Raw genomic sequence first — 20,498 nt, forward strand, 5'->3', positions numbered from 1 at the left:
ATGAAAAACAAATTTCAATGGAACAACTTGTTTCTCGCAATCATTGTGATTGTGCTCGCCGTTTTCCCGCTCGTTTCGGATTCGAGGACATGGACGATTCTTTTAACACAGATTTTCATCTTTTCGATTTTGGCGATGAGCTATGATATTTTGCTCGGCTATACGGGCATCGTCTCATTCGGGCATGCGATGTTCTTCGGGATGGGGGCGTATACGACCGCCGTCATGCTAAAAAGGATGGAGCCGACGATCGGTGTCTTCGTCCTGTCAATCGTTTGCGGAATGCTGCTTGCAGCATTGATCAGTTTCTTCATCGGATTAATGACGCTGCGGCTGAAAAGCCATTTCTTCGCGATGCTCACATTGGCCGTTTCAGGATTGTTTTTAGTGCTAGCGGAAAAATGGCGCACGGTGACGCATGGGAATGACGGATTTACGTTCAAGGCACCCGAGTTTTTCAAGGATCGGATGATGTTCTACTTCGTCACGCTCATCTGTCTCGTGCTCGTCTACTTGCTGCTGCGGAGATTCGTCAATTCGCCATTCGGGCGTGTACTCGTCGCTGTAAGGGAGAATGAACAGCGGACAAAGTCGCTCGGATTTAACACATTGCATTATAAAGTTATCGCATCCGTTGTAGCTGGTGTCATCGCAAGCTTGGCGGGCTCGCTATACGCAGTCTCTCTGCGATTCGTCAATACAAGCGTATTGACGATGGATATTACGCTTGACGCATTGCTTATGACAATTATCGGGGGCGTTGGAACGCTGATCGGCCCGATTGTCGGTGCAGGTGTCATCGAATTGGCCCAGCATTATTTATCCGGCCTCGCGAAGGATTATCCGATCTTTGAAAGGTGGATCATATTCTTCGGAATCGTTTATATTCTGGCGGTCATCTTCTTCCCACGAGGCATCGTCGGGACGATACGCGAGAAGTTCTGGAAGCGTAAAACGAAAACGCGTCCGCTCGGGAAGGAGGAAGTCTCATGACGACTATCGGTATTGTCAGTACAGGCACGTATATCCCGTCGACAAAAATGACTGCAGAGGAAATTGCGGACCGGTCGGGGTTGCCGGTGGACGTTGTGAAGACAAAGATGGGGATAACGGAAAAACCGATACCTGGAGAGCACGATCATACTGTCGCGATGGGCGTTTGGGCGGCACGCGAGGCGCTTAGGAAAGGGCAGGTTGACCCGAAGGAAATCGACGTCATCATCTATATCGGGGAAGAGCATAAGGAATACCCGTTATGGACAGCCGCCATCAAAATGCAGGAAGAGCTTGGCGCTTATCACGCATGGGCGTTCGACGTAGCACTCCGCTGCGGAACTGCAATCATGGCGATGAAAGTGGCGAAAAGTCTTATGCTTTCCGACCCCGAAATCCGGACGATCCTTCTCGCAGGAGGATATCGGAACGGCGATTTCATCGATTATGAAAATGAAAGGACCCGCTTCATGTTCAACTTGGCTGCAGGGGGTGCCGCGATGATCTTGCGGCGCGACCATCCGGAAAATATCGTTATGGAGGCGGAGCTTATTACGGATGGATCCTTCTCGGAGGATGTCGTCGTTCCTGTTGGTGGTACGAAAAAGCCGCTCACGTCGGAAGATCTTGAGAACGGACTTTACCGTCTTGATGTGCTCGACCCGATCGGAATGAAAGCGCGGCTTGAACAGAAGTCGATGGAAAACTTCTTGAAAGTCATTCGCAGTTCATTAGAGAAAAGTGGGTTGACGGAGAAGGACTTAAATTACCTTGCAATCTTGCATATGAAAAAATCAGCACATGATTACGTACTGCGTGAGCTCGGTCTTCAGGAAGAGCAATCGGTTTATTTACATGAATACGGCCATATTGGGCAAATGGACCAAATTTTGTCTTTAGAGCTTGCTCAAAAGGAAAATAAATTGAATGATGGAGATATCGCTGTACTCGTCAGCGCAGGCATCGGTTACGCATGGGGAGCGATTACGGTGAAATGGGGAAAAAGCGAGGGGGAGAAGGAAAATGGCACTTCAAAAAGTGGGGCTGAATAAAGTGACTTTGGCGAACACTGAACAGATTGCGTATCGGGAACGGGCAGGCGGCGAGCAAGTCGTCATCCTCGTCCACGGCAATATGACATCGTCGAAGCATTGGGATGTCCTCATTGACGCGATGGATCCAAAGTATAAAATTTACGCGCCGGATAACCGGGGGTTTGGGGAATCGACTTACAACGAAAGAGTGACAGGCATCCGCGATTTTTCAGAAGATCTGCACGGGTTCATCGAAGCGTTGGGTCTGAAAGATTTCCATTTAGTTGGCTGGTCAACAGGCGGCGCGATATGTATGCAATATGTGGCGGATCATCCGGGGAAATGTGAAAAGCTCGTCCTGCTTGCATCTGCTTCGACGCGTGGTTATCCGTTTTTCGGGACGAAGGAGGATGGCAGTCCGAATCTTGAACATCGCCTCCAAACGATTGAGGATGTCGAGCAGGACCCTGGCAAAACAATACCGATGCAAGGTCTGTATGATACGAAAAACCGGGACGGGCTGAAAGCAGTCTGGAATGCAGTGATCTACACGCATAATCAGCCAGATGCAGCGAAATACGATGAATACGTTGAGGATATGCTCACGCAGCGGAATTTGGCGGATGTGTATCATTCATTGAACACATTCAATATTAGTCCGCGTCATAACGGTGTGAACGAGGGCAGCAACCAGGCGAAGGATATTGACATCCCTGTGCTTGTCTTGCGAGGGGACCGGGATTATGTCGTCAATGCACAAATGACGGAAGAAATTATGGAAGATCTCAGCGACAATGCATCGTTCGTTTCCCTTGAAGATATGGGGCATTCGCCGCTCGTCGATAATTTAGACCAACTAACGAAAACAATCGAAACGTTTTTGGAGTAAGGAGAGGACAGCATGAGACTATCGGGAAAAGTGGCAATCATTACTGGTGGTGCGAACGGAATCGGCCTCGCTGCGTGCGAGCGTTTTGCGGAAGAAGGGGCTTCCGTCATTATGGCCGATTTTGATGAGAATGCAGGGAAAGAGCAGGAATCGTTTTTAAAAGAAAAAGGGCATGACGTTACGTTCGTACAAGTAGATGTCGTTAACCGTGAAAGCGTCGCAAGTCTTGTAGAACAGACGCTTGATCAACACGGCAAAATCGACGTGTTGATCAATAATGCGGGCATTACGAAAGACGCGACACTTCTTAAAATGGATCCTGCTGATTTCCAACGTGTGCTGGACGTGAACTTGACTGGTGTTTTCAATTGTACACAAGCAGTTGCACCTCATATGATCTCAGCAGGTGCAGGGAAAATCATCAATACGTCTTCTGTCAGCGGTGTGTATGGGAATTTCGGTCAAACGAATTACGCGGCGACAAAGGCGGCGGTCGTCGGGATGACGAAGACGTGGGCGAAGGAATTAGGGCGAAAAGGGATTAATGTCAATGCAGTGGCACCTGGTTTCACGGCGACGGCAATGGTCGCGAAGATGCCTGAGAAAGTCATCCAACAGATGGAATCTGTCGTATCCTTGCAACGGCTCGGAAAGCCGGAGGACATCGCGAATGCATATCTTTTCTTAGCGAGCTCAGAATCGGACTATGTCCACGGCCACGTTTTACATGTTGATGGCGGCATAATGATGTAAGAGAAGGAGGGGTTCCGCGTGTTCCATGAGCATGGCTGGATATTGAAAAGGGCCGCACTCTCCGCGGAACGGCCCGCATTGATTGACGTCCATTCGGAAACGTGCTGGACTTACGCGGACTTGAAAAATCGCATCCTTCGATGGGTATCCTTTTTCCGGGAGCGAGGCTATGAAAAAGGGGAGCGTATCGCTGTTTATTCGCCGAACAACCCGGAACTCTTTGCCGTGCTGTTTGCTTGCGGCCTGCAAGGATTAATATACGTTCCACTCAATTGGCGGTTGAGTCAAATTGAATTGCAGTCTTTGCTTGATGATTGCAAGCCGATCCTGCTTCTTTTCCACGATGATTTCGAAGATCGTATGGATGGATTGTCAGCGAAAAGTTCCATTTCGCTTTCCGTTATCGAGAGAGTCCTTACACCAGTAAGGTGGCAGCCATCCGGTCTTCATGATCGCTCCGATACGTGGATGATCATTTATACGGGCGGCACGACCGGGTTGCCGAAAGGGGTTATGCTTTCCAATGATGCGGTCAATTGGAATGCTTTGAACACGATTACGAGCTGGGGATTGTCAAGTCGCGACACGACGATCAGTTATATGCCGCTTTTCCATACTGGTGGGCTTAATGCATTAAGCATTCCATTGCTGATGGCTGGCGGAACGGTTGTTGTCGGACATAAGTTCGAACCAACGGAAGCGCTCGTCGCAACAGACAAGTACGAAGCGACGATATCGTTGTTCGTCCCGACGATGTACCAATTGATGATCGGAACATCCTATTTCAGGCAATCTTCATTTCCATCTATGGATGTTTTCTTGTCCGGCGGAGCGCCTTGTCCGCAGACGGTTTACCATTCATTCCGAGCTAAAGGGCTGCGATTCAAGGAAGGGTATGGAATGACGGAGGCGGGTCCGAATAATTTCTTCATCACCCCCGAGGTGGCGAAGGACAAAGTTGGCTCTGTCGGGAAAAGCATGATGTTCAATGAAATTCAAGTTGTGGACGAACAAGGGAATTGTTGTCCGACCGGTGAAATCGGCGAATTACTGTTGAAAGGTCCACATATATTTTCTGGCTATTGGAATAAACCACGTGAAACAGAGCAAGCGTTGAAGGAAGGTTGGCTTCGGACAGGTGATCTCGCTAAAATCGACGAAGACGGGGACGCGTTTATCGTAGGCAGAAAAAAAGATATGATCATTACAGGCGGAGAAAATGTGTATCCGCAAGAAGTGGAGCAATGCCTTGTTACTTTTGAAGGCATTCGCGAAGCGGCTGTCGTCGGTTTTGTAGATGAAGTGTGGGGAGAAACAGTCGTTGCGTTTGTCGCGATTGACGGTGAGAATAGGTTTAATGAAGATTCATTGATTACGCATTGTAAGGCTTCGTTAGCCTCCTATAAAGTTCCGAAAAAGTTCATCGTGCTACCAGAACTGCCTAAAACCCATGTTGGGAAGATTGACAATGGGAGCTTGTGCAAAATGCTCATGAAATGATAGGTGTCTCTTAAGCCTCTTTTGGCTCGGAGACACTTTTTTATTTCCAATCAAATTTCCAGTGTTGGCTCAACTTTTTTTGACCAAGGCCGATAGAAAGAGTAATGGGATTTTCAAAAACAAGGAGGCGGGAGTATGGTCGGACGCATTGGGGGAGCGAATGGCACGCAGCAAATTAGTGCAAAAGTGGAAAGCACAGCACTTGATAGGGGAATCGCGGTAGCGGAAGTGCAAGCTATTACAGTACAAAACGAACAGCAAGCTGGAGAAGAACGTCAACTGCCCGTTGAAAAAGCGCAGCAGATGACCGATAGTATGAATAAGTTCCTCGAAAGCGTAAACACACAATTACGATTCAAATTGCATAATGAACTAAAGGAGTACTACGTGACAATCGTCGACTCGAAAACAGACGAAGTGGTCCGAGAGATTCCTTCGAAAAAACTGATGGATATTTACGCGGCCATGAAGGAATTTGTCGGATTGCTCATCGACCGAAAAATTTGAGGGGGTTACTAGGACATGCGAATTAGTGGGTTAGCAACAGGAATGGATACGGAACAGATTATTAAAGATATGATGACAGCGAATCGGATCCCTTTGGATAAGATTACACAGAAGAAGCAATACTTGGAATGGCAATTGAATGATTATCGGGCAGTGAATAGGCAATTGTTTGATTTTAGTCAGAACACGTTCAGTAATATGATCTTGTCGACGAATTTCCAAGCGAAAACGGTTAATGTGTCATCAAGTGATGTTACTATAAAGGGAGCAGGCTCTACAAGTGACTTTGCTGGGACAATTAAAGTTACACAACTGGCGAAGTCATCAACAGCGAAGAGTTCGGCGGCAATTGGGACAGACGGTTTTACAGTAAACTCAAAGTTGGAGGATTTACCGAATGCTGTTTTTACAGCTGATGGAAAAATTGAAATAAATATTAGTGCATTAGATGAAAATGGAGAACTTCAACCACTAAAAGAACCACTTAAATTCGATAAAACAGATACTCTTCAGACAGTGATAAATAAAATAAATAAAGAAACTGGTGTTAATGCTTTCTTTGATCCGAAAACTAGACAAATTGCAGTCACCTCCAAGCATGGCGGCGCATTGCCCACCGACGAAAAAGAAATTCAACTGACTGGAAACTTGGCTGCAGCCCTTAATTTAGAAGGGGTGGAAGTCGTTAAAGGTCAAGAAGCTAAATTCTCTATTAACGGACTTGATATGACCCGCTCAACAAACAATTTCAAATTGAATGGATTTGAATTTACATTGAATGAAGCAAATTCGAAAGATATCTCATTCAGTTCAACTGCGGACACCGATAAAATCTTCGAATCCGTCGTCAAATACGTCGATGAATATAACAAACTCATCGAAGATTTGAACAAGCAAATTCGGGAGCCGAAATATCGAGATTTTCAACCACTTTCTGCGGAACAGAAAAAAGATATGAAAGAGAAAGAGATTGAGCTTTGGGAAGAAAAAGCGAAAAGCGGCACATTGCGAAATGACTCCGAAATTTCCACGATGCTCACAAAAATGCGGACTGCGTTGATGGGTTCGGTGAACGGAACAACTTTGAAGGATATTGGTATTACCACATCAAAAGCATATTTAGATAATGGTAAATTGGTTATCAATGAGGACGAATTGAAAAAGGCGATTGCTGAAGATCCGAATAAAGTACATGAGCTATTTGCACGCGACGCTAGTAAAGATGCAGATCCGACCAAAAATATTGGGTTGGCCCGGCAATTACGTACTGCGGTTGACGAGGCCCAAAGTGCAATCGCAAAGCGGGCCGGTAAAGTCGGCGACGTAAATGATACATTTACATTAGGCAAGACGTTAGATAGCATGAATAAACAAATCGCCCGTTTCGAAGAGCGTTTAAAGATGACTGAAAATCGACTATGGAAACAATTCACGGCTATGGAAACGGCTATTCAGCGGGCGAACGCCCAGTCTGCAAGTCTTATGAGTGCATTAGGGCAATGATTTTTATACAATCAATGAGTAAGAAATGGATTCCTCTGGTGTTTGGGTGGGATCCCCTAAAGGAGATATGCAATCAATGGCGATTAACAATCCATATGCAACGTATCAGAATAACTCTGTGAATACATCGACGCCTGGCGAATTGACGCTCATGCTCTATAATGGATGCTTGAAATTCATTCAACAGGCGAAGAAGGCAATGGAACAAGGCAATATCGAGGAAAAGAACACGGCAACTCAAAAGGCGCAGGCCATCGTGTCCGAGTTGATGGTAACGTTGGACATGTCCGTTCCGGTTTCCGAAAATATGATGGTGCTCTATGATTTCGTCAATAACCGCCTGATTGAAGGAAATATTAAAAACGATATCGCGCTCTACGATGAAGCTGCCGAAATTATTACGGAGTTTCGCGATACTTGGAAGCAAGTGATCCAGATTAATCGCACGAAGCAGTACGCGAATACGGACGAAATATGATACGGCCGGCAATGATCCGGTGGCAAGAGAGTGCCCGGCAGCTTTTGTCCGCAACAAGCCGCACCGAGGAAGAACATCGGGATGCCGTCATAGACGAAATCAACAAACTGCTCGATGAAAGAGATGCTTTGCAGGCAGAAATCGTCGCTCCTTTCGCGCCGGAAGAAGAGGCATTGGGCAAGGAGCTCGTCGCACTCGAAAAAGAAGTTGCTGCTGCTCTTGTCGCCTTTACTAAAAGGATCCGCACAGACATTACTGCGGCACAATCCAAGAAAGAACATGTCAAAAGTTATGTCAATCCATACGGGAAAGTTGCGCGTGATGGAACGTTTTACGATACGAAACAATAATAATGGGACGAAGGAATATAGTATTTTCCTTCGTCTTTTTTTGTCCGCAGATTGAAAGTCATTTCTAGTCACCGCTAAGTCTAATTCACACTAATTTAATATGGAACAAATTTACTATTCATGATACATTGAAAATAGAGACAAGGGATTAACTATACCGGCAAGGGGGAATGGAAATGGCAACTGAAAATGTGGATACATTAATGCAGGAGCAATTTGCGAAGAAAAATTTCATATTATTCATCACACTCGGCGCGTCAAGTTTAATTGGTGCAATTTATTATTTTTTGACCGGGCAAGATGCGTTGAAGACGATCAGCATGACGATTCCGCTGACAATGTCGGTCATCCTCTTTCTGTCATCTCGAAAAATCATCATTGTTGAAAAGCTGTTTCCATGGGTGATCATCGGTATTACCGCGCTTGCCGCCATTTTCAATGGAATTGTCGGGGACCCGTCCATTGCGACTGCAGGCATTGCTTTTTTCATTGCAGGAATCGCTAGCGTACACGCTTCAATGCGGATCATGTCGTACGGCTTCGGTCTATCCATCCTTGTTATGATCGTATTTTTGATGAACTATCCATATCAGGAACAGATCGAGTCAAGCAAAGGGAGCATGATGCTTCCTCTTATCCTCTTGGCTGCCGGACTGCTTATCCAAATTAAGCAGACGAAAAAACTGGAGTCACGTGTGAATCAATACACGACAAAACAGGCGGAGCTTGCGAAAGAAGAGGAACGGAAGCACCGTAGTTTGAATGAAAACGTTGAGCAAGTAGCGGATGATCTGACATCGATCGGCAATACGGCTGAGCGCCATCTTTCTTCCCAACGAGAATTGCTGGACATTATGAATGCGATTGCGGCAGGTGTAGAGCAGGAAGCCGAACAGATCGGCAAGATTGCTGAAAATGCGAGTCGGACGCAGAACGATGTCATCGATATGCGGAATGAGACGCAATCGATGGTTGGGGAAGCCGCAAAACTAAGGACGGAATCCGATGAAGTCGTTGTCCTGATGCGCAATGTACAAACCGGCATGGAAGAGGTTGAACAGCTGTTGAATGATTTGAATGAATCATTCGGCGCACTAACCCAAAACATTGAACGGACAAATGCACTAGCAAAATCGATTGCGACGATTACGGAGCAGACGAATTTACTTGCTTTGAATGCGTCCATTGAAGCAGCGCGCGCAGGAGATCATGGAAAAGGTTTCGCGGTAGTAGCGGAAGAGATTCGGAAGCTCGCCAATATGACAGCCGAGACGCTAGCGGAAATAAACGGCAACTTGAATGACGTCAATACGATGAATGGCCGCTCCCGTGAGAATTTAACAGCAAGCACCGGTAAATTGAAATCACAAGGGACGATGACTGTTCAAGCAGAAAAGAAAATTGAACAGATGCATCAAACGTTGGACGGGCTACATAGGAAGTTTGAAATGTTTGATTCCAAAATGAAAATCATATCGGAAGAGACGTCCGAAATAGGTGAAATGACTGGCACATTCGCGGATCTGCTTATGCAATCAAGCGCTTCACTAGAAGAAGTGAATGCAACGGTGCATGCGACAGTCGCAGATAACGAGCAAATCGTCAAGACTTTGGATGGAACGATGAGACGGACGAGGGAGATGGCTGAAGTTAGATAATACTCCCCAGATTTGGTATACTGAATATAGGGAATAGATAAGGAACAAGGTGATGAAATGCTGTATAAACGACATGAGTATTTCAGGCATTCATTCGGGACTCCGCTGAGTGCAACATTTCGGATCGTAATAGGAGAAGGCGCGAATGAGTCCAATCCGGGAGACTGTTTGTTGCTCGATATCAGTCCAGGTGGAACGAAAATCGCAACCGATTTCGATTTACCTACGGAGAATGGGCCAGTTACCGTGCGGCTCCACTTCACCCTTTTCGAAACGCCGATCGATGTGGAAGGAAAGATTGCATGGAAAAAGCAATCCGTCGGCGGATTCCAGTACGGTATCGATTTTGTTGAAGATCCTTCCATGGAGAAGTTGATCGTTGATGATCTGAAGCTGCGCAGGCGGACGGAAATCGGGACAACGGACGGGAAGAAGAGCTAAAAAAACTCCAACGTGATGAATCCGTCACATTTCGACAAGATTTTAATTTTTCTTCGAATGAAAAGAAGGAAATTAAAATATAGATGTAGAAGTATACATTAACGGTTAATTAAAGGAGGAGTTCATATGCTAGACTTTAACATCCGAGGGGAAAACCTTGAGGTAACTCCGGCAATTCGTGAGTACGTCGAGAAGAAGGTACTGAAGCTCGAAAGATACTTCACAGAGGGCGCGAACGCAACAGCCCACGTAAACCTGAAAGTGTATAACGACAGACAGACTAAAGTAGAAATAACAATTCCGATGAAGAATTTGACTCTTCGAGCTGAGGAGCGCCATGACGATATGTACGCGGCAATCGACTTGATCGTCGACAAGCTCGAACGTCAAATTCGGAAATATAAAACAAGAGTGAACCGTAAATTCCGCGAACGCGAAGGCGTCGCAGCCTTCCTGCAATCCGTCGAGAGAGAAAAGAACGGCAACGAAGAGGCTACAGCTGATGAAGTTGAGTTCCAAGTCGTCCGTACGAAGCAATTCGATTTGAAGCCGATGGATCAAGAGGAAGCAATCCTACAAATGAACATGCTTGGCCACAGCTTCTTCATCTTTACTGACGCAGAATCTGACGGCACAAACATCGTGTATAAACGGAAAGACGGTAAATACGGATTGATTGAAACGAATTAATCGTCTAAGAATCGCCCCCGGAGAAATCCGGGGGTTTTATTATGGACGGGAAAATATTGTTATGCATCTTTTGAGCCGTTTATGCGTCTTAATCATTATTTATGAGTGTTTAAGCGAAATTATGCGCGCTTCTTTGGATTTATGCGTAAGGAACAGCGTTTATGCGCTATTCGGATCGTTTATGCGTTTTTAAAGTTGCGCACTGTTTTAGAAAAACGATTTTTCAAAAAATCTGTACGAATCTACCCGGACTATTTGCACGGTGCTTTTCAGAGTGTTAAAATGAAGGGTGAACTTAATGAGGATGTGACGTAAATGCTTGGCGTATTGAATAAAATGTTTGATCCGAATAAAAGAGATTTAAAACGTCTTGAAAAGATTGCAGATAGAGTCGAAGAGCATGCGGCCGAAATGGAGCGGCTTTCCGACGAACAATTGAAAGCGAAAACGGCGGAATTCCAGGAGCGCGTTGCAAACGGCGAGTCGATTGATGACATTCAGCCGGAAGCATTCGCGGTCGTTCGTGAAGCTTCACGCCGAGTGCTTGGCATGTATCCGTTCCGTGTGCAGATCATGGGTGCGGCTGCGTTGAACGAAGGGAATATCGCAGAGATGAAGACCGGGGAAGGGAAGACGTTGACGTCAACGCTCTCGGTTTATTTGAATGCGCTTGAAGGAAAAGGCGTCCATGTCGTAACGGTGAACGAATATCTTGCTAGCCGTGATGCGACGGAAATGGGTGAGCTATTCGAATTCCTTGGCATGACAGTTGGCTTGAACTTGAACAGCTTGTCGAAAGAGGAAAAGCGCGAAGCGTATGCAGCGGACATTACGTATACGACGAACAATGAGCTTGGATTCGACTACTTGCGTGATAATATGGTTTTGTATGATGAGCATAAAGTGCAACGGCCGCTTCATTATGCTGTTATTGACGAAGTCGACTCCATTTTGATCGATGAGGCGCGTACGCCTTTGATCATTTCCGGGCAAGCATCGAAGTCGGCAGAGCTATACCGTTTGGCGAACCGTTTCGTCATTACGTTGAAAAAGGAAGAAGATTATTCCTATGACGAGTCGACGAAAGGTGTCGTTTTGACGGAATCGGGTATCGAAAAGGCGGAGAAGGCTTTCGGCATCGAGAACCTATTTGACTTGAAGCATGTAACATTGAATCATGCGATCAATCAATCATTGAAGGCGCATGCGAGCATGCATATCGATGTCGATTACGTCGTACAAGAAGGCGAAGTGGTTATCGTCGATTCATTCACAGGTCGTTTGATGAGCGGACGCCGTTACAGCGATGGCTTGCATCAGGCGATTGAGGCGAAGGAAGGCCTTGAAGTCCAGAATGAAACGATGACACTTGCAACAATTACGTTCCAGAACTTCTTCCGTATGTATGACAAGTTATCGGGAATGACGGGTACTGCGAAAACGGAAGAGGAAGAGTTCCGTAATATTTACAACATGAACGTCATCGCGATCCCGACGAATCGTCCGATTGCGAGGGACGACCGTCCGGATTTAATTTACGCGTCAATGGACGGTAAATATAAAGCTGTTGCCGAAGACATTAAGGAACGCCATAAAAAAGGGCAGCCTGTCCTTGTCGGTACAGTGGCAATTGAAACGTCTGAAATCATCTCGAATTTCTTGAAGAAATACGGCATTCCGCATAATGTATTGAATGCGAAAAATCATGGCCATGAAGCCGATATCATTTTGGAAGCGGGGCAAAAAGGCGCCGTGACGATTGCGACGAACATGGCGGGTCGTGGTACGGACATCAAGCTAGGCGAAGGCGTGCAAGATCTTGGTGGACTTGCGGTTATCGGTACGGAGCGGCACGAGTCACGTCGTATCGATAACCAGCTGCGTGGACGTTCAGGTCGTCAAGGAGATCCGGGTGTGACACAGTTCTACTTGTCTCTTGAAGATGAATTGATGCGCCGTTTTGGTTCTGAGCAAATGAAAGGCATGATGACGAAGCTCGGAATGGATGATACAACGCCGATCCAGTCGAAAATGGTGTCGCGTTCCGTTGAATCTGCTCAAAAACGCGTTGAGGGGAATAACTTTGATTCCCGGAAACGTTTGCTGCAATATGACGATGTGCTCCGTCAACAGCGTGAAATCATCTATAAGGAACGTAATGAAGTGCTTGCGTCCGAAAATATCCGTGAAGTTCTTGAAGGTATGCTGACGAATGTCATCGATCGTGCTGTTGCGATGCATGCACCTGATGAGAAGGAAACGGAATGGAAATTGAAAGGCCTTGAAGATTTCCTAGGAGCGAACCTTCTTCCTGAAGGCCGGTTGACGGCGAAGGATATGGAAGGGAAATCCGAAGAAGAATTGAAATCAATGATTCACGATGCGGTCATTGAACGATATAATGAGAAGGAAGCCGAAATGTCAGATGACCGGATGCGCGAATTTGAAAAGGTCGTCCTTTTACGTGCAATCGACTCGAAATGGACCGACCATATTGACGCGATGGACCAGTTGCGTCACGGTATCCATTTACGTGCATATGGCCAGACAGACCCACTTCGTGCGTATCAATCAGAAGGCTTCGCCATGTTTGAGGAAATGGTAGAGGCAATCGAAAACGATGCCGCGAAATATGTCATGAAGGCTGAAATCCGCAACAACCTCGAGCGCGAGGAAGTAGCGAAAGGGCAAGCCGTCAACCCGAAAGAAGACGGCGAAAAAGTGACGAAAAAGCCAGTGCGCCGCTCGGTCAACATTGGTCGTAATGACCCCTGCCCTTGCGGAAGCGGCAAGAAGTACAAAAACTGCCACGGCAAATAATGCTGTCCGGTATAACACGCACCAACTTGACTTCCCATCAGCGAGCGCGGCAAATCGCGTTTGCTGATGGAAGTTTCATTTATGTCACTTCAATTTTTTGAAGTCACTTGGATTGAAGCGAAAGGCGGCGACTCCAGCGGGAAAAGCGTGTACAGGTGAGACCCCGCAGCCGCTTGCGACGAGGAGGCTCACGGACCGCCCGCGGAAAGCGTCCGCCTGTAGCAGAAATCCCATTGAACACATTTTTTATTTTCAGGAGGAACAACTATGATGGAATTATCCGATGTACGGAACGAGCTTGACAAAACAGCTAAGAAATTAGCGGACTTCAGGGGGTCTCTTTGACTTAGAAAACAAAGAGGCACGTATGCAGGAATTAGACGAAGTGATGCTGGAGCCAGGTTTCTGGGATAACCAGGACAGCGCGCAAAAAGTCATTTCGGAATCAAATGCATTGAAAGCGTCAGTTGGCTCATTCCATGAATTGAACGACACGCAGGAAAACTTGGAAATGACGCTTGAATTGCTTCGTGAAGAAGCCGACGAAGAGCTTCAGGAAGAATTGGTCTCCGAGTTGAAAGAGTTCAAGAAAAAAATGGAAGACTTCGACTTGCAAATGCTATTAAGCGACGAGTTCGACAGCAGCAATGCCGTCTTAGAAATCCATTCAGGCGCGGGTGGAACGGAGTCTCAAGACTGGGCTTCCATGCTGCTCCGTATGTATCAAAGATGGGCGGAGGATCAAGGCTATAAAGTGGAGACGCTTGACTATCAAGCCGGCGACGAAGCTGGCGTGAAGTCCGTCACACTTTCCATCAAAGGCCATAATGCATATGGCTATTTGAAAGCCGAAAAAGGCGTTCATCGTCTTGTCCGTATATCGCCATTCGATTCATCAGGTCGTCGACACACGTCCTTCTCTTCTGTAGAAGTGATGCCTGAATTTGACGGAGACATCGATATTGAAATCCGCACAGAAGACTTGAAAATCGACACGTACCGTTCAAGCGGCGCGGGCGGTCAGCATGTCAATACGACGGATTCCGCAGTTCGGATCACGCATATTCCAACTGGCGCAATCGTAACGTGTCAAACGGAACGTTCACAAATCAAAAACCGTGAGCGTGCGATGAACCTCTTGAAAGCGAAGCTCTACCAAATTAAGGTGGAAGAGGAAGAAGCGCGTTTAGCTGAAATCCGAGGCGAGCAAAAAGAGATCGGCTGGGGAAGCCAGATCCGTTCATACGTGTTCCACCCGTATTCCATGGTGAAGGATCACCGTACGAACGAAGAGACAGGAAACGTAGGCGCAGTCATGGACGGCGAAATCGATATGTTCATTAACGCATATTTACGTTCGAAAATTTCATAATAACATTAAAAAGTGCACTCCGGTGCGCTTTTTTGTTTAATCTACATGGTGCGAATAAGATATCGATCATTTCCCAGCTGTTATCGATCATTTCCGAAGAGTTATCGATCAATTTCACTGGAATATCGATTATTTCCGGACTTTTATCGATCATTTCCCAACAGTTATTGTCATTCCGGGACTAATGGATCATATAATTAGTCGACCCCACAAGTCAGCAAATCGCATCTCCAAAGGTTTGAAATCCCGTTTTCCGTCTATAGTAATAGATAAAGGTGAATGGGAATCCGCTAGGAGAAAAACTTACCAATTTGTCATCAATTTGATAAAAATGGGCACCTTCCCTCGCGGTGTATTATCCCGTTCCTTTGGTATACTAAGCTATGTAGGATAATTTTTTTACGACGGGAGGAAACAACATGAAGAACAAGCTACTAGCAACGTTGTTTGGTGCAGCGCTTGTACTTGGCGCATGTGGCGGCGGTAATAACAATGATAATGCCGGTGAAGGTGATACGGCGAGCGTTGACGCAGACAAAGTTTTCCAATCGAACTGTGCGACTTGTCATGGCGGCAATCTTGAAGGACGTGGAAATGCTCCGGCATTGGCGAACATCGGATCCGAGCTTTCCGAAGATGAAATTCACGATATTATTGAGAACGGACAAAATGGCATGCCAGGCGGATTGATCCAAGGCGAAGAATTAGATGCTGTCACAAAATGGCTTGCTGAAAAGAAATAATTTATTTTAGAAAAAACGCAATGGGTGAATTGACCTGTTGCGTTTTTTGTATGAAAATGAAAATAAGTGGAAATTCCGAGCTCGAACTATTGCACCGATATTACATAGAACCATCTTTTCTGCTGAAAATCATTGCTTAAAATCAAATAAACATATATTATTTTCATACTGTAAAAGGGAAGCTCGCGCTTTTCGTGACGATTTGACACTAGGAATAATAACGCTGTTGAATTGTGTCATCTCAAATGAAACATATCTGTAATACTTAGCAAGCCTTATCATGTTATAATAAATTTGTCGGCAAAAAATGAGGAATACAATACGATTCAGGTGGTTTTTACATGATTGTAATGAAAGATGTTTATAAGAAATACCCGAACGGGGTTGTTGCGGCTAATGGCATCAACGTCGAAATCGGTCGAGGCGAGTTTGTTTATGTCGTTGGACCGAGTGGCGCGGGGAAATCGACGTTCATTAAAATGATGTATCGCGAGGAATCCCCGACAAAAGGCGACATCATTATTAACGGTATTAATCTTGCGACGTTGAGAAATAAGAGAGTCCCTTATTTGAGAAGGCAGATTGGCGTCGTATTCCAAGACTTTAAACTACTTCCTAAGTTGAATGTTTACGAGAATGTCGCGTTTGCGCTTGAAGTGATTGAGGAATCACCGAAGCAAATCCGCAAAAAAGTGAATGATGTGTTGGCGTTAGTCGGATTGACACAAAAGGCGAGAATGTTCCCGAACGAATTGTCGGGAGGCGAGCAGCAACGGGTTTCCATTGCCCGCTCCATCGTCAATGTTCCGAAGGTCGTCATCGCGGACGAGCCGACGGGGAACTTGGATCCAGATACATCTTGGGAAATTATGAAGATATTTGAACAGATCAATGCACGCGGCACGACAGTCGTCATGGCCACGCATAATAAAGAGATCGTAAATACAATCAGACATCGTGTCATCGTCGTCGATGGCGGCATGATTACGAGAGATGAATATGAAGGGGTATACGGTTATGAAAGCTAGGACGATGGGGCGGCATCTCAGGGAAAGCCTTAAAAGCCTCGGCCGGAACAGCTGGATGACGTTCGCCTCTGTCAGTGCAGTAACAGTTACACTTCTGCTCGTCGGGGTGTTCATCGTCATCATGATGAACTTGAACCAATTGGCGGACAATCTAGAGAACGATGTGGAAATCAAAGTCATCACAGAGCCGGCGGCAGATGCCGAGGCGATTAAAACATTAGAAAAGCAAGTACGGGATACACCCGGTGTAAGTGAAGTCATCTATGCAACGAAGGACGAAGAACTGGATAAGATGATAAGTTCTTTCGGGGATGAATTGAATCTTTACAAGCAAAGCAATCCGTTAGGAGACGCTTTCTATGTAAAAGCGACGGATCCCCATAAGACGGCCGAAGTCGCCATGAAGATCGATACGTATGACAATACGTACCAAGTCGTTTATGGCGAAGGAAAGATCGAGAAATTGTTCAATGTGCTCAATATGAGCAGAAACATTGGAATGGTGCTTATCTTGGCCCTATTATTCACTGCTATGTTCTTAATTTCAAATACAATCCGTCTCACAATTGTTGCGAGAGGACGAGAAATCGAGATTATGAAACTAGTAGGCGCCACGAATAGCTTTGTCCGCATTCCATTCGTTTTGGAAGGGGTTTGGCTTGGTGTTCTTGGGTCGATCATTCCGATGGTCGTCATTTCTGTTTCGTATTACGAGCTTTACTCACAATGGCAGCCAAGATTACAGAACGAGTTATTCCAATTGTTAAGTGCTACACCTTTCATTCTCCAAGTGAATGCACTTCTTCTGTTCATGGGTGTATTTATTGGAGTGTGGGGCAGTTTCATGTCTGTCCGCAAATTTCTTAGAGTCTAATAAGCTATCACGCAAAAGAGGGAGCGCTGTAGTCCCTGGCCACGGCTCGATTATGAACGAATCAACCTGCAGCACTAGCTTAAAGGGGGAAATAAGAAGTTGAACAAGCGTAGATGGATCATGGCTATGTTTGCCGTTGTCTTGCTGATGACTACAATCGTAGGCGAATCAGGAGCTTTGGCGAGCACATTGAACGATTTGAAGAAGGAACAAAAGCAAAACCAGCAAAAGAAACAGAATTTGAAGTCAAGCATTAACAACAAAGACAATGCGATTAAAACGACTGAAACTGAAATTGAAAAGTTTCTGAAACAAATTAGTGCGTTGAATAAAGAAATCGAAGAAACAAATGCGAACATTAACCGCGTCATCGACAAGATCAACAAAACGACTGAAGAGATCGAAGAGTTGAAAGCATCTATCGTGGATCTTGAAAACAAGATCGCTGAACGTGACGTTGTCCTTCGGGAACGCGTACGCGCCATGCAAGTGAAGGGCAACGATGTAAGCTACATAGACGTCTTGCTCGGGGCAAACAGCTTCGCTGATTTCATCGATCGCTTTTCAGCAGTGACAACGCTGATGGATGCGGACCGAGATATTATGCGGAGACAGCAAGAAGATATCGAGCAGCTGGAAAAAGAAAAAGCGCTCGTTGAAAAGAAACTGAAAGAATTGGAAGATGACAAAGCGAAGCTTGATAAGCTGAAAGCGAATTTGAAATCTAGAAAGCAAGAGAAAAATAAAGTGATTGACCAATTGGAAGCGGAGCAGGAAAGGCTTTCAAGAGAAAAGAAACAATTGGAAGAAGAGCTACACGAAGCGATTGAAATCGATGCACAACTAGAGAAGAAAGTAATCGCCGAACAGAAACGCATAGCGGAAATCGCCCGTAAAGAAGCGGAGCGTAAACGGAAAGAAAGAGAGGCAGCCGCAGCAGCTAAGCCAGGCTCGTTGCCGCATGTTTCAAACGGCTTCTGGACAAAACCTGCGAATGGTCGATATTCATCTTCATTTGGTTGGCGTGTCCATCCGATTTATAATACGAAGCGCCAACACCGTGGCGCAGACATTGCCGCACCGATTGGAACGCCAGTCGTAGCAGCTGGTGATGGTGTCGTTTCGTATGCTGGTCAAATGGGCGGCTACGGGAATGTCATTATGATTACCCACTCGACGAACGGCAGCATTTTCACGACAGTGTACGCGCATCTATCGAAAATCGGCGTCAGCAGTGGACAAGTTGTCGACAAAGGCACGTATATCGGTGCAGTCGGAAATACGGGAGCATCGACGGGTCCTCACTTGCATTTCGAAATGCATATCGGGAACTGGACAGCATCCGGTCCAAGCGCTGTGAATCCACTTAGATACGTATCGTTTTAATTGAATAAAGCTATTTAGGAACTGCACCTCAATTTGGAGGTGCGGTTTTTTTGTTGCTAACATTTTTATATTTGACGAAAGTTCACAAAGTCTTTCCATTTGTCCTAGATACTTGAAGCATTATGCTCGCATCGTCGTTATTTTTGCATTAGCATATACCCATACACGTATTAAAGGGGAGTAAACTTGGATGACAGTCACTAAACTGTTTTACATCGTCAATCTCACGGTTCCATCATCGTGGATTGCTCTCATTATCGCATTTATTCTTTCATATATTGCTATCCGGCTGAAATTCGGGAAAGAGACCGCAAATCGGTTCGGTGACGCCATTTTTTATCTTATCATCATATGGAAACTGTCGGTGATCATTACAGATTTCAAAATCGTCATTCAAGCCCCTCTCTCGATTGTTTATTTCAATGGAGGGATTGTCGGGTTTATCCTCGGTTTGGCGTTCGTCGCATTTCGGACATGGCTTGATTGGAAAAATGGTCGAATTGATAAGGATATGCTCACTGCACTATTCATGGGTGCCGTATCCGTCCAAGCCGTATTCCAACTGATGATGGTGCTGTTGAATGAAGGAAGCTTGCTCGCACGAGTCGGAACGGCAGTCGTATTTCTCGGCTATCTATTTTTCATTTGGAAAAACGTCGAGGTAAGCGGAAGCCATATCGTTCATCTTTCATTGCTGTTCATGGCGGTGCATGTATTTGTCGCTGCCATCCAGCCGAAAGGTTTGATGAATCCGCCATTGCTTGTGACATTTTTTCTCGGTCTATTTTTTATTTTGATTTTTGTGGATAAACGTACACTTGAACTAACGAACGGGGGAAAACAGGATGAATAAGAAAGTGATCGGTTACGTAATCGCTGCATTGCTCATCGGATCGATGGTAGTCATTATGATCAACCAAAACGTGAAGAAACCCGAACCGATTGATTCGACGAGCGCGCTCATCGAATCGAAGGACGGATCCGAAGATGAATCTGCAGCTGGAGAAGTAGGACTGAATTTCGGAAATCTACCTCCGGATTTCAAATTGACGACATTAGATGGCGATCCGCTCACATTGTCCGATCTGAAAGGGAAAAAGGTCGTCCTGAACTTCTGGGCGACTTGGTGTCCGCCATGTAAGGCGGAAATGCCACATATGCAAAATTACTATTCGAGTTCAGCGGAAAAAGATAATGTAGAAATCGTTGCAGTCAATTTAACGGACAGTGAAAACCGGGGGGTGAAAGTCGTCCAGGAATTCATTGATTCATACGGCTTGACGTTTAAAATTCCGTTGGATGAAAAAGGGGAAGTCGGGCAAGCGTATCAAGTATTTCAAATTCCAACGACCTATATGTTGAACACAGACGGCACGATCTCCCAAATCGTAAAAGGACCAATGGATGAAGCGACGCTGCAAACCCTTATAGACGATCTTGACTAATGAAAGCCGGATTTCTGTTGTCGTAACATGACCA

General features: G+C 45.7%; 21 protein-coding genes. All 21 read left to right on the forward strand.

Annotated features, from left to right (window positions below):
- Positions 1-993 (forward strand): branched-chain amino acid ABC transporter permease, encoded by a 993-nt coding sequence (locus AC0L13_RS05140; protein ID WP_473644636.1) that lies wholly within the window; start codon positions 1-3, stop codon positions 991-993.
- Positions 990-2,045 (forward strand): 3-oxoacyl-ACP synthase, encoded by a 1,056-nt coding sequence (locus tag AC0L13_RS05145; RefSeq protein WP_473644638.1) that lies wholly within the window; start codon positions 990-992, stop codon positions 2,043-2,045. The genes AC0L13_RS05140 and AC0L13_RS05145 overlap by 4 nt, the downstream gene beginning before the upstream one ends.
- Positions 2,017-2,916 carry an intracellular short-chain-length polyhydroxyalkanoate depolymerase gene (gene phaZ, locus AC0L13_RS05150; RefSeq protein ID WP_473644640.1) on the forward strand — a complete coding sequence of 300 codons (900 nt, stop codon included), beginning with the start codon at positions 2,017-2,019 and terminating at the stop codon, positions 2,914-2,916. The genes AC0L13_RS05145 and phaZ overlap by 29 nt, the downstream gene beginning before the upstream one ends.
- 12 nt (positions 2,917-2,928) lie before the next feature.
- A complete protein-coding gene (gene fabG / locus AC0L13_RS05155; RefSeq protein ID WP_473644642.1) occupies positions 2,929-3,669 on the forward strand; it encodes a 3-oxoacyl-ACP reductase FabG in 741 nt (246 codons plus the stop codon).
- 18 nt (positions 3,670-3,687) lie between these two features.
- Positions 3,688-5,169 carry an AMP-binding protein gene (locus AC0L13_RS05160; protein ID WP_473644644.1) on the forward strand — a complete coding sequence of 494 codons (1,482 nt, stop codon included), beginning with the start codon at positions 3,688-3,690 and terminating at the stop codon, positions 5,167-5,169.
- A gap of 135 nt (positions 5,170-5,304) precedes the next feature.
- The gene (flaG, locus tag AC0L13_RS05165; protein WP_473644646.1) at positions 5,305-5,676 is read left to right on the forward strand and encodes a flagellar protein FlaG; all 372 of its coding nucleotides are present in this window, start codon (positions 5,305-5,307) and stop codon (positions 5,674-5,676) included.
- Between the two features lie 15 nt (positions 5,677-5,691).
- Positions 5,692-7,179, forward strand: a complete 1,488-nt coding sequence (locus tag AC0L13_RS05170) for a flagellar hook-associated protein 2 (RefSeq protein WP_473644648.1) — start codon at positions 5,692-5,694, stop codon at positions 7,177-7,179.
- 76 nt (positions 7,180-7,255) lie between these two features.
- Positions 7,256-7,657 (forward strand): flagellar export chaperone FliS, encoded by a 402-nt coding sequence (fliS, locus tag AC0L13_RS05175; RefSeq protein WP_473644650.1) that lies wholly within the window; start codon positions 7,256-7,258, stop codon positions 7,655-7,657.
- An 11-nt stretch (positions 7,658-7,668) separates the two neighbouring features.
- Positions 7,669-8,007, forward strand: coding sequence for a flagellar protein FliT (gene fliT, locus AC0L13_RS05180; RefSeq protein ID WP_473644652.1), 339 nt, complete (start codon positions 7,669-7,671; stop codon positions 8,005-8,007).
- Between the two features lie 176 nt (positions 8,008-8,183).
- Positions 8,184-9,665 carry a methyl-accepting chemotaxis protein gene (locus AC0L13_RS05185; protein WP_473644654.1) on the forward strand — a complete coding sequence of 494 codons (1,482 nt, stop codon included), beginning with the start codon at positions 8,184-8,186 and terminating at the stop codon, positions 9,663-9,665.
- A 57-nt stretch (positions 9,666-9,722) separates the two neighbouring features.
- On the forward strand, positions 9,723-10,106 hold the full coding sequence (locus AC0L13_RS05190; RefSeq protein ID WP_473644656.1) for a PilZ domain-containing protein: 384 nt from the start codon (positions 9,723-9,725) through the stop codon (positions 10,104-10,106).
- A 126-nt stretch (positions 10,107-10,232) separates the two neighbouring features.
- Entirely contained in the window at positions 10,233-10,796 is a 564-nt protein-coding gene (gene hpf / locus AC0L13_RS05195; RefSeq protein ID WP_473644658.1) for a ribosome hibernation-promoting factor, HPF/YfiA family, read from the forward strand.
- A 315-nt stretch (positions 10,797-11,111) separates the two neighbouring features.
- The gene (gene secA / locus AC0L13_RS05200) at positions 11,112-13,616 is read left to right on the forward strand and encodes a preprotein translocase subunit SecA (RefSeq protein ID WP_473644660.1); all 2,505 of its coding nucleotides are present in this window, start codon (positions 11,112-11,114) and stop codon (positions 13,614-13,616) included.
- A 270-nt stretch (positions 13,617-13,886) separates the two neighbouring features.
- Positions 13,887-14,988 (forward strand): peptide chain release factor 2 gene (gene prfB, locus AC0L13_RS05205; protein WP_473646855.1). Its coding sequence is split into 2 segments (ribosomal slippage): positions 13,887-13,958 and positions 13,960-14,988, totalling 1,101 coding nucleotides; the frame shifts between segments, so codons are not numbered across the junction.
- Positions 14,989-15,020: 32 nt separating this feature from the next.
- Positions 15,021-15,173, forward strand: coding sequence for a hypothetical protein (locus AC0L13_RS05210; RefSeq protein ID WP_473644662.1), 153 nt, complete (start codon positions 15,021-15,023; stop codon positions 15,171-15,173).
- Positions 15,174-15,407: 234 nt separating this feature from the next.
- Positions 15,408-15,731, forward strand: a complete 324-nt coding sequence (gene cccB / locus AC0L13_RS05215) for a cytochrome c551 (RefSeq protein ID WP_473644664.1) — start codon at positions 15,408-15,410, stop codon at positions 15,729-15,731.
- A gap of 341 nt (positions 15,732-16,072) precedes the next feature.
- Complete coding sequence (gene ftsE / locus AC0L13_RS05220; RefSeq protein ID WP_440499802.1) at positions 16,073-16,759, forward strand: cell division ATP-binding protein FtsE; 687 nt, start codon at positions 16,073-16,075, stop codon at positions 16,757-16,759.
- Complete coding sequence (gene ftsX / locus AC0L13_RS05225; RefSeq protein WP_473644666.1) at positions 16,749-17,633, forward strand: permease-like cell division protein FtsX; 885 nt, start codon at positions 16,749-16,751, stop codon at positions 17,631-17,633. The genes ftsE and ftsX overlap by 11 nt, the downstream gene beginning before the upstream one ends.
- Positions 17,634-17,732: 99 nt before the next feature.
- On the forward strand, positions 17,733-19,019 hold the full coding sequence (locus tag AC0L13_RS05230) for a murein hydrolase activator EnvC family protein (protein ID WP_473644668.1): 1,287 nt from the start codon (positions 17,733-17,735) through the stop codon (positions 19,017-19,019).
- A gap of 190 nt (positions 19,020-19,209) precedes the next feature.
- A complete protein-coding gene (locus AC0L13_RS05235; RefSeq protein ID WP_473644669.1) occupies positions 19,210-19,872 on the forward strand; it encodes a hypothetical protein in 663 nt (220 codons plus the stop codon).
- Positions 19,865-20,464 carry a peroxiredoxin family protein gene (locus AC0L13_RS05240; RefSeq protein ID WP_473644671.1) on the forward strand — a complete coding sequence of 200 codons (600 nt, stop codon included), beginning with the start codon at positions 19,865-19,867 and terminating at the stop codon, positions 20,462-20,464. Before AC0L13_RS05235 ends, AC0L13_RS05240 begins: the two co-directional genes overlap by 8 nt.
- Positions 20,465-20,498: the final 34 nt, after the last annotated feature.

The organism is Sporosarcina sp. QA0331 (assembly GCF_055808055.1).

What these genes read in the sequence shown, in the direction of transcription:
- AC0L13_RS05140 (WP_473644636.1), top strand. Translation starts at nt 1, where the DNA reads ATGAAAAACAAATTTCAATGGAACAACTTGTTTCTCGCAATCATTGTG.
- AC0L13_RS05145 (WP_473644638.1), top strand. Translation starts at nt 990, where the DNA reads ATGACGACTATCGGTATTGTCAGTACAGGCACGTATATCCCGTCGACA.
- phaZ (WP_473644640.1), top strand. Translation starts at nt 2,017, where the DNA reads ATGGCACTTCAAAAAGTGGGGCTGAATAAAGTGACTTTGGCGAACACT.
- fabG (WP_473644642.1), top strand. Translation starts at nt 2,929, where the DNA reads ATGAGACTATCGGGAAAAGTGGCAATCATTACTGGTGGTGCGAACGGA.
- flaG (WP_473644646.1), top strand. Translation starts at nt 5,305, where the DNA reads ATGGTCGGACGCATTGGGGGAGCGAATGGCACGCAGCAAATTAGTGCA.
- AC0L13_RS05170 (WP_473644648.1), top strand. Translation starts at nt 5,692, where the DNA reads ATGCGAATTAGTGGGTTAGCAACAGGAATGGATACGGAACAGATTATT.
- fliS (WP_473644650.1), top strand. Translation starts at nt 7,256, where the DNA reads ATGGCGATTAACAATCCATATGCAACGTATCAGAATAACTCTGTGAAT.
- fliT (WP_473644652.1), top strand. Translation starts at nt 7,669, where the DNA reads ATGATCCGGTGGCAAGAGAGTGCCCGGCAGCTTTTGTCCGCAACAAGC.
- AC0L13_RS05185 (WP_473644654.1), top strand. Translation starts at nt 8,184, where the DNA reads ATGGCAACTGAAAATGTGGATACATTAATGCAGGAGCAATTTGCGAAG.
- AC0L13_RS05190 (WP_473644656.1), top strand. Translation starts at nt 9,723, where the DNA reads ATGCTGTATAAACGACATGAGTATTTCAGGCATTCATTCGGGACTCCG.
- hpf (WP_473644658.1), top strand. Translation starts at nt 10,233, where the DNA reads ATGCTAGACTTTAACATCCGAGGGGAAAACCTTGAGGTAACTCCGGCA.
- secA (WP_473644660.1), top strand. Translation starts at nt 11,112, where the DNA reads ATGCTTGGCGTATTGAATAAAATGTTTGATCCGAATAAAAGAGATTTA.
- cccB (WP_473644664.1), top strand. Translation starts at nt 15,408, where the DNA reads ATGAAGAACAAGCTACTAGCAACGTTGTTTGGTGCAGCGCTTGTACTT.
- ftsE (WP_440499802.1), top strand. Translation starts at nt 16,073, where the DNA reads ATGATTGTAATGAAAGATGTTTATAAGAAATACCCGAACGGGGTTGTT.
- ftsX (WP_473644666.1), top strand. Translation starts at nt 16,749, where the DNA reads ATGAAAGCTAGGACGATGGGGCGGCATCTCAGGGAAAGCCTTAAAAGC.
- AC0L13_RS05235 (WP_473644669.1), top strand. Translation starts at nt 19,210, where the DNA reads ATGACAGTCACTAAACTGTTTTACATCGTCAATCTCACGGTTCCATCA.
- AC0L13_RS05240 (WP_473644671.1), top strand. Translation starts at nt 19,865, where the DNA reads ATGAATAAGAAAGTGATCGGTTACGTAATCGCTGCATTGCTCATCGGA.